Genomic DNA, 15,080 nt, shown 5'->3' on the forward strand with positions numbered 1-15,080 from the left:
ACCAGATGACTGCGCAGGTTGACCGCGTACTGTTCGAGCAGAAGCTTGTTGACCTCAACGACCTCGTGGTCATCGCGGCCGGTTCCCCTCCAGGGCAGTCCGGTTCGACGAACTCCATCAAGGTGCACAAGGTCGGGGATATCGCCGACGCGGGCCAGTTGCCCGAAGGCTACACACCGAGCAAGGAGAAGGTCGGTCCCTGGCCGGTCAAGAACAAGCACAAGTAGCCCGCACGCGACTCACATACAGAAGGACCCCGCCTCGGCGGGGTCCTTCTGTATGTGCGAGCTGTTTGGTGTGTGGTTCTCCGTGTGGAAGCGCCCGCTAATTGACCTGATTGATGATCGTCTCGGCAACTTCGCGCATGCTGAGGCGGCGGTCCATGGACGTTTTCTGGATCCAGCGGAAGGCTTCGGGCTCCGTCAGCCCCATCTTCGTGGTGAGCAGGCTCTTCGCGCGCTCTACGAGCTTCCGGGTAGCGAACTGCTCCTGGAGGTCGGAAACCTCATTCTCAAGCGCCTTGATCTCTTCATGGCGGGAGAGAGCGATCTCGATCGCCGGCACCAGATCGGCTGGAGTGAAGGGCTTCACCACGTAGGCCATGGCTCCGGCGTCGCGCGCACGCTCCACGAGTTCCTTCTGGCTGAAGGCGGTCAGCAGGACGACAGGGGCGATGCGCGCCTTCACAATCTGCTCCGCAGCGGTGATTCCGTCCATGACCGGCATTTTTACATCCATGAGGACAAGATCGGGCTTGTGCTCATGCGCCAGCTCAACTGCTTTCTCACCGTTGTCGGCTTCGGCGACCACGTCGTAACCCTCGCCACGCAGGATCTCCACAATGTCGAGACGAATGAGGGTTTCATCCTCAGCGACGATGACGCGCCGTGCCGGGCTCGTGTTCGCTGAGTCGCGGTTCTGGGACACTGAGGCTCCTTGGTATGCGTTTATTGGTTCTGCGTGCCCCGGCGCAGGAGCAGCCCTGAAGGCGCGCTGCACGGGTTCACTGGAACAGCCTATCGGCATGTAGAGTAGATTCGCGCACCCGGGGGTCCCCGAGTCACGGAACTCACGTCGGTGCACTGATCAGCCCGAATGGCGGAATTGGCAGACGCGCTGCACTCAAAATGCAGTATCGAAAGGTGTGTGGGTTCGAGTCCCACTTCGGGCACCAGCATGCACTGACTTTTACGGTCAGTCGTCCAGTCATATTGACTGACTTGTTTCTGAGAATCCTTCCGGACTGGCTTCTAATAGGGACATGGCAATGTCTTCCTACCTGGCCTTCTGCGGCTTGTGCGTGGTTCTCGCCGTAACTCCCGGTCCCGACAGCTTCCTGATCCTCCGGTTCAGCCTGCGGAAGCTTCCATCCGGTATTGCGGCTTCGTTCGGCTCCGCTGCCGGGTACCTGGTCTGGGCTGTGCTCGTTGCTGTCGGCCTCGCCGCCCTCATCGAACAGTCGGCCGTCGCTTACCGCGGGCTCAAGGTCCTTGGTGGTATCTATCTGGTCTATTTGGGGATCAAAGCTATTCGGGGGGATAGGAAGAAATCATCGGCCCCCGTGCCCGACGGCGTCGTCATGGTGGAAGCGCGTGCGTTGAGTTCGTGTGCAGCCGGACTCACATCCACCATGCTCAACCCGAAGGTGGGCCTGTTTTTCCTTGCCGTGGTCCCGCAGTTCCTTCCCAAGGACGGTTCAGTTTTCGCTGTCACGATGCTGCTGGGGGCAACTCTCGGCTTCATTGTGCTGATGTACCTTGTGGGCTTATGCCTGCTGGCCGCCAAGGCGAACGAGTGGCTGAACCGTCCGCGGGTGACCCGCAATCTGGAGATCTCATCCGGCGGGATACTCAGCGTGCTCGGCCTCGGGACAGCGGCGTCGGCCGCCCAGGCCTGATCCGGTTCCTGCCCTCAGAACCGGGTCAGCGTACGTCCCGGATGAGGTTGGTGATGCGGGCTGAGGAGAGCCGTCTGCCGTCTTCGTCGGTCATGATCACCTCGTGTGTGGCCAGCGTACGGCCGAGGTGGATGGCAACGGCAGTTCCTGTGACCAGGCCGCTCGAGGCGGACCGGTGATGGGTGGCCCCGATTTCAATACCGACAGCCTGGCGGCCCGGGCCTGCATGGATGCCCGCCGCGAATGATCCCAATGTTTCAGCAAGGACCAGATGGGCCCCTCCGTGCAGGATCCCGGCAACCTGCTGGTTCCCCTCGACCGGCATGGTGGCCACCATGCGCTCCGCGCCCATCTCCTGAAAAACGATCCCCATCTTGGCAGCGAGCCGCCCGATGCCGTGGCCGCGAAGCCAATCGTGCATGTGCTCGGGAACACCCGCAGCGGTCAGTTCGGCAAGGTAGGGGTGGTCGCCGTCGGAACCTGGGCCCGGAGTGAATTTGTCATCCATGGGAACTAGGCTGGCACCTGTGAGCCAAACAAACCAAACCGTAGATTCCGACGTGCAGATCGACGTGCAAACCAGTGTCCAGACCGATGCCGCCGCGCATGCGGCACCTGCACCCGCACCCACGGGGAAGCGGTCGCGGTTGTTGGTCGTCGATGGTCACTCGATGGCGTTCCGCGCGTTCTACGCGTTGCCGGCCGAAAATTTTTCTACTGACACGGGCCAGCACACCAATGCGGTGTATGGGTTCACCGCCATGCTCATCAACCTGCTGCGCGACCAGGAGCCAACGCACGTCGCAGTCGCCTTCGACCTCGACACACCGACCTTCAGAGACACCGAATACACCGAGTACAAGGGCGGACGGTCCCGCACCCCGGAGGAATTCCACGGCCAGATCGACCTGATCATCAAGGTGCTGGAGGCCATGCGCATTCCTACTTTGTCGATGGAGGGCTACGAGGCCGACGATGTCCTCGCTACCCTTGCCGTCGACGCCGCTGCCAGGGGTTGGGACGTACAGGTAGTCAGCGGAGACCGGGATGTCTTCCAGCTCGTCAATGATCGCGTGACGGTCCTGTATCCCAAACAGGGAGTCACGAATATCCCGCAGATGGACGCCAAGGCCGTTGAGGAGAAGTACTTCGTTCCGCCGCACCTCTACTCGGACCTGGCGGCGCTGGTGGGCGAGACCGCGGACAATCTTCCGGGTGTGCCGGGCGTCGGGCCGAAGACCGCGGCCAAGTGGATCCTGAAGTATGGCGGCCTCGAAGGCATCCTCGAGAACCTGGACGCGATCGGCGGCAAGGTGGGAATCGCACTCCGGGAGAACATCGAGAACGTCAAGCGGAACCGGCGCCTCAACCGCCTGCTCACGGACCTCGATCTACCGGTGGATCTGCAGGCGATGGCAGCGCAACGTCCGGACCGGGACGCCGTTGAGGACCTCTTCGACGCCCTGCAGTTCAATGTGCTTCGGAAGCGCCTGTTTGATCTGTTCGGCGAGGAGGAAGCGGATACAGCCAGGGATGAAATGTCCCCGCCGCAGCATGAGATCCTCACCGAAGCGAACGCCCTGACCGCCTGGATCAACGGAACCAATCAGGCTCCCGCGGCTGTCCACGTGGTCACACGTTCCACGAGCGGAGGAGAGGAAGCCGTCGGCGTTGCGCTGGTGACCGCCGCAGCCGCTGCCTATATCCCGTTCGAAGAGTTGGATCCGGACGCCGAGAGCGTCGTCGGGGAGTGGCTCCAGGACCTGGACGCGCCCAAGGTGGTGCACGACTTCAAAGCGGCCTACAAGCTGCTCCATGCCCGCGGTTTCACCCTTGCGGGCGAGGTGGACGACACCGCCATCTCGGGCTACCTCATTCAGCCCGACCGGCGCAGCTACGAGCTTGCTGACCTCAGCCAGGTGCACCTGAAGCTCACCCTGCCGACGTCGAACGCTGCGACGGGCGGCCAGCAGGCGCTGGCACTCGAGGAGGAGGATGTCGCAACCCCAGCGGTAGCGGCGGCCTTCGCAGCATTGGAACTCAGCCAGCACTTCACCGGCCAGCTCGTAGAGCGCGGCGCCAATCAGCTGCTCGCGGGTCTGGAACTGCCGCTGTCCGAGGTGCTGGCGCGGATGGAGCTGACGGGAATCAGCGTGGCTGTCGACGGTCTCGACCGCCTGTACGACGACTTCTCCGCGACCATGGCGAACACCAGCGCCGAAGCGTTCAGGATCATCGGCAAGGAGATCAACCTGGGCTCGCCCAAGCAGCTTCAGACCGTTCTTTTCGACGAGCTGGCCCTGCCGAAAACCAAGAAGATCAAGACCGGGTACTCCACCGACGCAGATGCGCTCACGGACCTGATCGTCAAGACGGGACACCCGTTCCTTGAGCAGCTGCTGGCACACCGGGATGCCTCCAAGCTTCGGCAGACGGTGGAGGGCCTCCGGAAGTCGGTCGCAGAAGACGGTCGAATTCACACCACCTACGTACAGACCATTGCAGCGACTGGCCGGCTGTCCTCCATGAACCCGAACCTGCAGAACATTCCGATCCGCTCGGATGAGGGCCGCCGGATCCGGGAAGCGTTCGTAGTAGGTCCCGGCTATGACTGCCTGATGACGGCGGACTATTCGCAGATCGAGATGCGCATCATGGCGCACCTCTCGGGCGATGAGGGCTTGATCCAGGCGTTCAACGAGGGCGAGGATCTGCACCGCTTCGTGGGCTCCTCCATCTTCCACGTGGCTCCTGAGGAAGTGACCAGTGCGATGCGCTCAAAGGTCAAGGCCATGTCCTACGGGTTGGTGTACGGGCTGAGCTCGTTCGGGCTGTCGAAGCAGCTCGCCATCTCGGTGGATGAGGCCCGGACCCTGATGGGTGACTACTTCGACCGGTTCGGCGCCGTCCGTGACTACCTCCGCGGGATCGTGGAGCAGGCACGCAAGGACGGTTTCACCTCAACCATCGAGGGAAGGCGGCGGTACCTGCCGGACCTGTCGAGTGACAACCGCCAGCTGCGGGAGATGGCTGAGCGGGCGGCGCTCAACGCACCGATTCAGGGTTCGGCGGCAGACATCATCAAAAAGGCAATGCTCGGTGTCGATGACGAGCTGCGACGCCGCGGGCTCACGTCGAGGATGCTTTTGCAGGTCCACGACGAACTGGTACTCGAAATCGCGCCGGGGGAACGTGACGAAGTGGAGCAGCTGGTGCGCGCGGAGATGGCGGGTGCGGCCGAACTGACGGTGCCGCTCGACGTCTCGGTCGGTACCGGCACCAGCTGGCACGAAGCGGCGCACTAGGAACAGGTGCCGCGGCATAGCCCGTCGGCTGTCGGAGGATTAGGCTGGGGAACCGTGAGCACGCAAACAGGGATCAACACCGCCGCATCCACGCTTCGGATCGAGACCTTCTCCGTAGACGGGGATGCCGATACCTCAGCAGAGGGCCCGTTGGCCGCCTGGTTCGAGGGCGTCAGCTTCGGATTCCACGAGGGCCGGCTGGAGGTCGAGGACCTGCCGAAACTGGCTGAGGCGTATGCGGCGGACCGGCGCATCCTGTGGGGCGCCTATGACGACAATCCGGGTCCCCATGCGTGGAATCCGCGCATTCCCGTAGCCACTTACGGCACTATGGTGAATTCGCTGAACGTCGGTGGGGGCAGGTTGCTGGACGCCCATCTGGTCACCGCGGTCACGGTTCGCCCGACACACCGGCGGCGGGGACTGCTGCGCCAAATGATCACTGCCGACCTTCAGGGCGCGGCCGAACGGGGTTTTGCCGTCGCGGCCCTGACTGCGTCGGAAGCCACCATCTACGGTCGCTTCGGGTTTGGTACGGCAACGCACACCACCTCGATCGAGGTCGACGTTCGAGAGCGCTTCGCCATCACTTCCGTACCGTACGGGCGGATGGAGGTGGTTTCGCCGGAAGCTGCCGTCGACCTCACCCAGGAAGTTTTCGCTGGTTTTCACTCACACTCGCTGGGTTCGATCGGCCGCCAGTTCGCGTACTCCCGCCGGTCAGCGGGTCTGTGGGGTGAGGATCGTCCCCAACCCGACAAGGCGCTGCGCACCGCCGTCCATTATGACGACGACGGCCGCCCGGACGCCTTCGTCTCCTACTCGTTCGCGGGTTGGGAGAAGACGCCGTACACCATGCGGGTGAAGGATCTGGTGGCGGTATCGGATGCCGCCTACCTCGAGCTGTGGCGTTATCTCGGCTCGCTGGACCTGATCGAACGGGTCACCTTCGGGTCGGCGCCTGTCCAGGATCCGCTGCCGTGGGCTCTGGCTGACCGGAGATGCCGTGAACTGAAATCCGATGAAGACGTGCTTTGGCTGCGGATCCTCGATCCGGTGGCCGCGCTGTCCCAGCGCAACTATGAGCACGACGGTGTCCTGTCCCTGTCAATCACGGATGCGCTCGGTCATGCCGAGGGCGCTTTCGAACTGAGTGTGGCGAACGGTGCGGGCACCGTCCGTAGACTGGGCGACGGGTCCGGGACGGACATCACGCTCGATGTAGCTGCTTTAGGGTCGTTGTACCTTGGGGGAGTGGACGCGCGGATTCTTGCCAGTGCAGGCGGTCTGACCGGAGGTTCCCCTGAAGGTGTTGAGCGTGCCGCAACGTTGTTCTCGGTGGCCCGGGCACCCTACTGCATCACGCATTTCTGACGGTCCGCTCCGGCCCGCTCACCATGACCGCACGGGAAGCAGCCAGCACGCTTTGACCGGCGTTGCAGCAGAACGCTAGACTGGGTGGGCATGTCCCGCGCACAGTGGGCCCTGCAATGTGTCCTGCACAGCCTCTGCGTTGTGTTGGCACAGTGTTCTCCATATTTCCATTTGTCCGCATCCGGGCAGGTTCCTCATGGTGGGTACATCAACATGTACCCGCGCGCGGTTCCAAGAAGTCCGGATCAAATTCATAATCCACAACGGAGCCCCAACTACATGACCATCACCACCACCGAGAAGCCAGGTGCCCCGCAGGTCGCTATCAACGACATCGGCACCGCTGAGGACTTCCTCGCAGCTATTGACGCCACCATCAAGTACTTCAACGACGGAGACCTCGTCGAAGGAACGGTAGTCAAGGTTGACCGCGATGAAGTTCTGCTCGACATCGGTTACAAGACCGAAGGTGTCATCCCTTCCCGCGAGCTTTCCATCAAGCACGATGTCGATCCGGGGGACGTGGTCTCCGTTGGTGACGAGGTTGAAGCGCTTGTCCTCACGAAGGAAGACAAAGAAGGCCGCCTGATCCTCTCCAAGAAGCGTGCTCAGTACGAGCGCGCCTGGGGCGACATTGAGAAGGTCAAGGAAGAAGACGGTGTTGTCACCGGTACGGTCATCGAGGTTGTCAAGGGTGGTCTCATCCTCGACATCGGCCTGCGCGGCTTCCTTCCCGCTTCCCTCGTTGAGATGCGCCGTGTCCGCGACCTCGCTCCGTACATCGGTCAGCAGATTGAAGCCAAGATCATCGAGCTGGACAAGAACCGCAACAACGTTGTGCTGTCCCGCCGTGCATGGCTCGAGCAGACCCAGTCCGAGGTTCGCTCCACTTTCCTCAACAAGCTGGAAAAGGGCCAGGTCCGTCCGGGCGTTGTGTCCTCCATCGTCAACTTCGGTGCATTCGTCGATCTTGGCGGCGTAGACGGACTGGTTCACGTTTCGGAACTGTCCTGGAAGCACATCGACCACCCGTCCGAGGTTGTCGAGGTCGGCCAGGAAGTCACCGTCGAGGTTCTCGAGGTGGATCTGGACCGCGAGCGCGTCTCCCTGTCGCTCAAGGCCACCCAGGAAGATCCGTGGCAGACCTTCGCCCGCACTCACGCGCTGGGCCAGGTTGTCCCCGGTAAGGTCACCAAGCTGGTTCCGTTCGGTGCGTTCGTTCGCGTCGAAGACGGCATCGAAGGCCTCGTCCACATCTCTGAACTTGCTGTGCGCCACGTTGAACTGGCCGAGCAGGTTGTCTCCGTTGGTGACGAGCTCTTCGTCAAGGTCATCGACATCGACCTTGAGCGCCGCCGCATCTCGCTGTCCCTCAAGCAGGCCAACGAGGGCGTCGACGCAGACAGCACCGAATTCGATCCGGCTCTCTACGGCATGGCCGCTGAGTACGACGAAGAGGGCAACTACAAGTACCCCGAGGGCTTCGATCCCGAGTCCAACGAGTGGCTTGAAGGCTACGAGACCCAGCGCGCAGCCTGGGAAGCCCAGTACGCCGAGGCCCAGTCCCGCTGGGAAGCTCACAAGAAGCAGGTTGTTCAGCACGCGTCCGACGACGCCGCCGCAGCCAACGAGCCGGCGGACTCCGGTGCAACCAGCTACTCCTCGGAGCCGGCTGCAGAGTCACCCGCAGGGTCCGGTACCCTCGCGTCGGATGAGGCTCTCGCCGCACTGCGTGAGAAGCTGACCGGCAACTAGGTCCGATCTCCTCAGGAAACCCCCGCCATTGGGCGGGGGTTTCCTGCGTTAAGCACTGCCCGGCAAAACGCTGGGCGTAGATCTTCAGCTGCGAGTGGACACCGTGACCGTGAACTTGCGGTCGCGCGCTACCTGGCGGGTGGGTCCCACAAGCCGCTCCAGCGCACCGCGGTACTGCAGATGGCTGTTCCACACGGTCCACAGTTCGCCGCCGGGCGCCAGCGAACGCCCCGATTCGGCAAACAGCTTCAGTGCTATTCCCGCATGGACGGTATGACCGGAATGGAACGGCGGGTTCAGGACGATCAGATGGTCACCGGAATCGGGCCGCCCTGACAGGGCGTCGTCGCGCACAACGGTTACCCTGTCGCCTACACCGTTCGCGTCGACCGTAGCCCGGGTGGCGGCCACCGCCGCCGCCGAGGTATCGGTCGCGATGACGGAGAGTCCCGGGTGGGTCAGGGCAAGGTAAGCGGCGATTGTCCCGTTGCCGCAGCCAAGGTCCACGGCGTGGCTGGATGGTCGTGTTCCTTGGAGGTGGGGGAGCAGGAAGCGGGTGCCGGGGTCGAGCTTCGCGCCCCCGAACGTTGCCCCGAAGGCGCGTAGCCGCAGCGGGCGGGGGAGTCCGACGTCGTACTCTGCTTCGGAAGGAAATGGGCATGGGCCCGTCGGGAGCGGGCACGACGCAGTAAGGATCCGGGACTTCTGCCGTGCCAGCCCGGCCTCGACGGTGCGGAAGTACTTGGCCAGGACCGTGGTCATGGCCGGAGTCATGTGTTTGACTCTCCCTCCCGCGAAGACGGTGACGTCGGGATGTGCGGCGGTTGCGATATGCCACGCGATCTCCTCCAACGCGTCAAGGGAGCGGGGGAGTTGCAGCAGCACCAGGCGGACGCCGTCGAAGAGGTCCTTGCCCAGGACCGTTGAGGTGTACAGACCGCTGAGCGGAAAGCTGCGTGCATTTGCCGCGAGCGCACGCTCGCCGGTGACTGAGTCCTGATGGACGCGCACGTGCTCAGCGCCGGCATGCAGCGTGCCGAGAGTCAGGGCGCCGTGTGTGTCACCGACGACGGCGACTTCACCCGCAGCACAGCCCCGCAGGGCTTCACCTGCTGTATCGAGGAGCAGCCTGTCCGTGGCATCGACCGCGTGCAGGTTCTCGGCTTCCACGTCAGGCCAGCGCCTGAGAGCGTTGAAAGGGAAGTCAGCCACGGTCCACCCATTCGCGGCTCACTGGCACTGCGGTCAATTCACCGGCTGTGATCGCTGCAAGGCGACTTGAGAAGGAGCCCATTGCGGCGGCGTCGTCATCAACCGCGACGGTGAGGTGAGCCAGCTCCCCTTCGTAGTGCACCGCCAGCACTGGAGTGCCGACGGCTCGCAGCTCATTCTCGACCCGCCCGGCGGTGGCGGAAGGCGCCGCGATCTCGAGCAGCTGCCGTCGCTCCCGGGTGATCATCGGCGCGGCATCGAGCGCCTGGGACACCGAGTCCGAGTACGCACGCACCAATCCGCCGGCGCCCAGCAGGATCCCGCCGAAGTAGCGCACGACGATCGCAGCAAGATCGCTCAGGTCCGCCCGATCAGGGGAAGTGGCCCGTCTGATGATCGCGTCGAGCATCGGTTGGCCGGCGGTACCGGAGGGCTCGCCGTCGTCGTTGGCGCGCTGGATCTCGCGGCTGGGTCCAAGAACGACGGCGCTGCAATGGTGCCTCGCATCGTGGAATTCCCGGCGCACCCGGGTAAGGAGGTCACGGACCTCGTCCTCGGACTCCACCCGCTGCAGCACGGTGATGAAGCGGGACCGGCGGACCTCCAATTCGTGTCGATGAGAACCGGCGATAGTCGTGTATCGCGCCACCGTTCCCGCCGTCCCTGTCACTCCTCCAGTGTAGGCAACCCGGAGAGGGCAGGGAGCGACGTCCGCAGGTAGCCTTGCAGTCATGTTGAGGGTTGGATTGACGGGCGGGATTGCTGCGGGAAAGTCGCTGGCGGCGTCAACACTTCGTGAGCTGGGAGCGGTACTCATCGACGCCGACCAGCTTGCCCGCGCTGTAGTGGAGCCCGGCACCGAGGGTCTGCGGGAGGTCGTTGCAGCGTTTGGGCAAGGCGTGCTCCGGCAGGACGGCTCACTGGACCGGCCTGCGCTCGGGGCCGTCATCTTCGCGGACCCTGCCGGACGCGCAACGCTGAACGCAATCATCCATCCGCGGGTCCGTCAGGAGGCAGCCCGGGCAGAGGCCGACGCGCGCGCACGGTCAAGCGGCGCCGTTGTGGTGCATGACATCCCGCTCCTCGTGGAGACCGGGCAGGAAGACAGCTTTCACCTGGTGCTGGTGGTTGACGCGCCTCAGGAGATGCGGCTTCGCCGCATGGTGGAGCAGCGCGGGATGACGGAGCAGGAGGCACGGAAGCGGATGGAGGCGCAGGCCGACCCGGACACGAGAAATGCGGCAGCCGACGTCGTACTGGACAACTCCGGATCCCCGGCGGCGCTCATCAGCGCCATAGAGGACTTATGGGAACAGCGGATTGTGCCGTTCGCACGGAACCTCGCTGAACAGGAACGGGCGCAACGCCGCGGGGGACCCGTACTCCTGCATGATGACGACTGGCCGCGCCAGGCCGCCCTGCTGGCCCGCCGCCTGAAGCGGCTTGACCCGCGAGTGCTCCGCGTCGACCACATCGGATCCACCGCCGTCCCGGGTTTGCCGGCGAAGGACGTCATCGACCTCCAGCTGACGGTCGCCTCCCTTGAGGACGCCGACGCCCTCTCCAGCTCTCTCGCCGAGGCAGGGTTCCCACGCCTACCGGGCGTCTGGCGGGATACGCCCACCGCAGACCTTCCGCACCCGGAGCTGTGGCAGAAACGGCTGCATTGCAACGCTGATCCGGGGCGGGCGGTGAACCTGCATGTCCGTGTCGAGGGTTCCCCGGGGTGGCAGTACGCCCTGGCCTTCCGGGACTGGCTGCGGGCCAATCCTGATATGGCGGCGGCATATGCAGCAGAGAAGGACCGGTGCGCCGGCATCCATCGGAACGACGCCTCCACCTCGGGTTACGCCGCCTGCAAGGAGGAGTGGTTCAGCACCTTTGCGGCCCCGCGTGTGACCGCCTGGAAGTACGACGTCGGCTGGTCACCGAGCCCGCCCGTCGCGGGCTGAGCCGGGGTTCAGCCTCCAGCAAAGAACACCTATCACGGACTGTGGTTGTCCGCGGCGGGCGGTAACGTAGAACCATGAGTCTTGCGCAGGAAATCAACCGTGTTGTTGCGCCTTTTGAGGTGATCAGCGAGTACCAGCCTGCCGGTGACCAGCCGACCGCCATCAAGGAACTTGCGGAGCGAATCAACGCCGGTGAGAAGGACGTGGTGCTCCTTGGCGCCACCGGTACCGGCAAAAGCGCCACGACTGCATGGCTCATCGAGCAGGTACAGCGGCCAACGCTGGTCATGGTCCAGAACAAGACCCTCGCGGCCCAGCTTGCCAACGAATTCCGCGAGCTCCTGCCGAACAACGCGGTCGAGTACTTCGTCTCCTACTACGACTACTACCAACCCGAGGCATACGTCCCGCAGACCGACACCTTCATCGAAAAGGACTCCTCCATCAACGAGGAGGTTGAGCGGCTGCGCCACTCCGCTACGAACGCGCTGCTGACCCGGCGCGATGTCGTGGTGGTCGCCACTGTCTCGTGCATCTATGGTCTCGGTACACCCGAGGAGTACGTCTCCGCGATGGTCACCCTGCGGCAGGGGCAGGAGATGAACCGGGATGCCCTGCTGCGTCAGTTCGTGGCGATGCAGTATGTCCGCAATGACATGGATTTTCATCGCGGCACATTCCGAGTACGCGGGGACACCGTTGAGATCATTCCGATGTATGAAGAGCTTGCGCTGCGCATAGAGTTTTTCGGCGATGAGGTTGAGCGCATCTACACGCTTCACCCGCTCACGGGTGAAGTGGTGCGGGAGGAGACGGAGATGTACGTCTTCCCGGCCTCGCACTATGTGGCCGGACCGGAGCGGATGGCCCGGGCGATCACACGCATTGAAGACGAATTGCGGGAGCGTCTCGAGGAACTTGAGTCACAGAACAAGCTGGTCGAAGCACAGCGGCTGCGCATGCGCACCACTTATGACCTCGAGATGATGCAGCAGATGGGTTTCTGCAACGGCATCGAGAACTACTCCCGCCATATCGACGGACGAACCAAAGGCAGCGCGCCGCATTGCCTCATCGATTACTTCCCTGACGACTTCCTGCTTGTCGTGGATGAATCCCACGTGACCATTCCGCAGATTGGCGCTATGTACGAGGGCGACATGTCCCGCAAGCGCACCCTGGTTGACCACGGCTTCCGCCTCCCGTCCGCCATGGACAACAGGCCGCTGAAGTGGGATGAGTTCCTCGAGCGCATCGGCCAGACCGTCTACCTCTCGGCTACCCCCGGAAAGTACGAGCTGAGCAAGTCAGACGGTTATGTCCAGCAGATCATCCGACCCACCGGGCTGGTGGACCCGGAGATCGTCGTCAAGCCGAGCAAGGGCCAGATCGATGACCTTCTCGGGGAGATTCAGGTGCGGGTGGAGCGCGATGAGCGGGTCCTGGTCACCACCCTGACCAAGCGCATGGCCGAAGACCTTACCGGCTACCTTCTGGAACACGGGGTGAAGGTCGAGTATCTGCACTCGGACGTGGACACCCTTCGCCGGGTGGAGTTGCTGCGTGAGCTCCGGATGGGCACGTTCGACGTGCTGGTGGGCATCAACCTTCTGAGGGAGGGCCTGGATCTGCCGGAAGTGTCTCTGGTCAGCATCCTGGACGCGGACAAGGAGGGTTTCCTGCGCAGTTCCACCTCACTGATCCAGACCATCGGCCGCGCCGCCAGGAACGTTTCCGGTCAGGTGCACATGTACGCCGACCGGATCACGGATTCCATGGCGAATGCGATCGAGGAGACCACCCGGCGACGCGACATCCAGATCGCCTTCAACAAAAAGAACGGCGTGGATCCCCAACCCCTGCGGAAGCGCATTGCGGACATCACGGACTCCCTGGCAAAGGAGGACGCGGATACCCGGGCTCTGCTCGAGAAAACGGCCAAGTCGTCCAAGGGCAAAGGTAAGGGCAAGGTCCCAACCGTCCGGCACGATGGCCTCGCCGCGGTGCCGGCAGAAAACCTCACCGATCTGATCAGCCAGTTGACTGACCAGATGCACGCCGCAGCCGAGGAGCTCCAGTTCGAACTGGCGGCCCGGCTCCGCGACGAGGTCAGCGATCTGAAGAAGGAACTGAGGCAGATGCAGTCCGCCGGGCACGCCTGACCAATGGCCGACGAGGTTGCGGCAGGCAGCGGGTCCTTCACCGAGATCCGGGTCCATGGGATTGGAGACCACGAGTACTACACCAGTCTTGGGTTGCCGGTTGAGAAACGACTCAATGCCTGGGTTCAGGTCGCCGCCCCTCCGCCGCTGCCGGAACACCGGCTGCGCATTGTGAACTGGTCGCGGTCACGGCGGCAGAAGACCGGCTTCCTCTGGTACCTGGCATTCCCGTTCACCCTTGCAAACGTGGCGGGGCGCATGGAACCCGTGGGAGCAGGAGCTCCGGCAGTCGCAACCCTGCGAGCCATGGTTGGCGTCATCGGCGTCGTGCTGACGCTGTCGCAGCTTGCCTGGCTGATCGTGCTGGGTGAAACGGTCCTGAGGTATCTGAGCCTTCCGTCTTCCGTTCTGCGCATCGTGCCGCTGATTGCAGCGGCACTACTGGTTGCATGGCTGGCCTTCCGCTACCGGACCGTTGTCCGGGTACAGTCCGGGCACAACCGCGGGAGTGCCGTGCCCGTCATGCACGCCGCCTTTGTCGTTGTGGGCGGTATCGCGCTCAGCCTTGCCCCGCCGGCGCAACTCATTCACGCAGGCTGGCCCTCAGCCGCGCTTCCCACCGGTCCGCCGCGCCTGGACGCCATGGCGCTCTGGATCGCCGCAAGTACGGTCGCGGGCTTCGCGGCGGCGTTCGTACTTTCCGCGCTGGGCAGGGGAAGCCCAGGTGCGCGCGAGAAGGTGCGGGGGCCGCTCGCTGCTGCTGGTGTCCTGCTGGCTGTTGCAGTACCCCTGATGCACTCCGTCACCGCGCTGGTCCGTATGGTTCTGGACAATCTGCTCGGCTACGTCACCGGGCTTTTCGGGTGGGTGCGGGTTCCGCAGCCGCTCTCCGGCATTCTCCTTCCCTATGACAATCCCGACGATCCCGGCGACAGCCGGCTTGACCTCTTCCCGTTCCTCGCGCTGATCGCCGCAGCAGCAGCGCTGGTCGCCATCGCTGTCGTGCTGGCTTCGGGCGCCGGACCGGGCTTGCCGCCTCTCGGGCATGGTAAGGCCGAACGCGGGCGCTGGTGGCACGCTGTGTGCGCCCAAGCGCCGCAGTTGGTGCCACGCATTCTGCCGCTCGCCCTCGTACTCGCGCTGGCGGCGATGACGGCGGCAATCGTCCTCGGCGAGGGCAGGCTCGGTGGTCCTTGGCTGGCATTGGCGATCCTGGTGCTCCAAGCTGCGGGGGCGGTGGTGGTGCTCGTGCTCCTTCTCGGGCAGCTTCGTCCCTTGCGGGAGGTGCTCGGGAAGATAGCCGACGTCGCCGGCTTCTGGCCCGTCCTGGACCATCCGCTGGCCGGCTCATCGTACCGGGACGCCGCTGTTGACGGCATCTCGAACCTGGTGAACCGGCATGCCCGGGGCCAGGTTGTCCTCG

12 protein-coding genes and 1 tRNA gene are annotated in these 15,080 nt (G+C 63.8%); 9 read left to right on the plus strand and 4 right to left on the minus strand.

The window, feature by feature from the left end:
* On the plus strand, positions 1-227 hold a 227-nt coding region (locus RIF85_RS10590), incomplete at its 5' end, for a pyruvate kinase alpha/beta domain-containing protein (RefSeq protein ID WP_375164839.1).
* A gap of 97 nt (positions 228-324) precedes the next feature.
* Here the strand turns inward: RIF85_RS10590 and RIF85_RS10595 are convergent.
* Positions 325-927, minus strand: coding sequence for a response regulator (locus RIF85_RS10595; protein WP_309071875.1), 603 nt, complete (start codon positions 925-927; stop codon positions 325-327).
* A 162-nt stretch (positions 928-1,089) separates the two neighbouring features.
* On the opposite strand from RIF85_RS10595, the gene RIF85_RS10600 reads away from it, so the two are divergent.
* A tRNA-Leu gene (locus RIF85_RS10600) sits at positions 1,090-1,174 on the plus strand.
* A gap of 87 nt (positions 1,175-1,261) precedes the next feature.
* Positions 1,262-1,897: a LysE family translocator gene (locus tag RIF85_RS10605; RefSeq protein WP_309071876.1), complete on the plus strand. Its 636-nt coding sequence runs from the start codon at positions 1,262-1,264 to the stop codon at positions 1,895-1,897.
* A gap of 25 nt (positions 1,898-1,922) precedes the next feature.
* On the opposite strand, the gene RIF85_RS10610 is transcribed toward RIF85_RS10605, so the two are convergent.
* A complete protein-coding gene (locus tag RIF85_RS10610) occupies positions 1,923-2,405 on the minus strand; it encodes a hotdog fold thioesterase (protein ID WP_309071877.1) in 483 nt (160 codons plus the stop codon).
* Here RIF85_RS10610 and polA point away from each other — a divergent pair.
* The 3 genes from polA (at position 2,404) to rpsA (ending at position 8,331) form a co-directional block, all read left to right on the plus strand.
* Positions 2,404-5,202, plus strand: a complete 2,799-nt coding sequence (gene polA / locus RIF85_RS10615; RefSeq protein WP_309071878.1) for a DNA polymerase I — start codon at positions 2,404-2,406, stop codon at positions 5,200-5,202. The genes RIF85_RS10610 and polA overlap by 2 nt on opposite strands.
* A 54-nt stretch (positions 5,203-5,256) precedes the next feature.
* A complete protein-coding gene (locus RIF85_RS10620; protein WP_309071879.1) occupies positions 5,257-6,576 on the plus strand; it encodes a GNAT family N-acetyltransferase in 1,320 nt (439 codons plus the stop codon).
* 279 nt (positions 6,577-6,855) lie between these two features.
* Positions 6,856-8,331 (plus strand): 30S ribosomal protein S1, encoded by a 1,476-nt coding sequence (gene rpsA / locus RIF85_RS10625; protein ID WP_309071880.1) that lies wholly within the window; start codon positions 6,856-6,858, stop codon positions 8,329-8,331.
* An 84-nt stretch (positions 8,332-8,415) separates the two neighbouring features.
* Here the strand turns inward: rpsA and RIF85_RS10630 are convergent, their stop codons facing one another.
* The gene (locus RIF85_RS10630) at positions 8,416-9,543 is read right to left on the minus strand and encodes a methyltransferase (protein ID WP_309071881.1); all 1,128 of its coding nucleotides are present in this window, start codon (positions 9,541-9,543) and stop codon (positions 8,416-8,418) included.
* Positions 9,536-10,213, minus strand: a complete 678-nt coding sequence (locus RIF85_RS10635) for a YigZ family protein (protein WP_309071882.1) — start codon at positions 10,211-10,213, stop codon at positions 9,536-9,538. Before RIF85_RS10635 ends, RIF85_RS10630 begins: the two co-directional genes overlap by 8 nt.
* Before the next feature lie 61 nt (positions 10,214-10,274).
* Between RIF85_RS10635 and coaE the strand changes: the two genes are divergently transcribed.
* From coaE to RIF85_RS10650, 3 genes are all read left to right on the plus strand, one after another.
* The gene (gene coaE, locus RIF85_RS10640) at positions 10,275-11,495 is read left to right on the plus strand and encodes a dephospho-CoA kinase (protein ID WP_309071883.1); all 1,221 of its coding nucleotides are present in this window, start codon (positions 10,275-10,277) and stop codon (positions 11,493-11,495) included.
* Between the two features lie 74 nt (positions 11,496-11,569).
* The gene (gene uvrB, locus RIF85_RS10645; protein ID WP_309071884.1) at positions 11,570-13,657 is read left to right on the plus strand and encodes an excinuclease ABC subunit UvrB; all 2,088 of its coding nucleotides are present in this window, start codon (positions 11,570-11,572) and stop codon (positions 13,655-13,657) included.
* A gap of 3 nt (positions 13,658-13,660) precedes the next feature.
* Positions 13,661-15,080: hypothetical protein (locus tag RIF85_RS10650; RefSeq protein ID WP_309071885.1), on the plus strand; the 1,420-nt coding region annotated here is incomplete at its 3' end.

It is taken from the genome of Arthrobacter sp. (genome assembly GCF_031179385.1).
GTDB lineage: Bacteria > Actinomycetota > Actinomycetes > Actinomycetales > Micrococcaceae > Arthrobacter_D.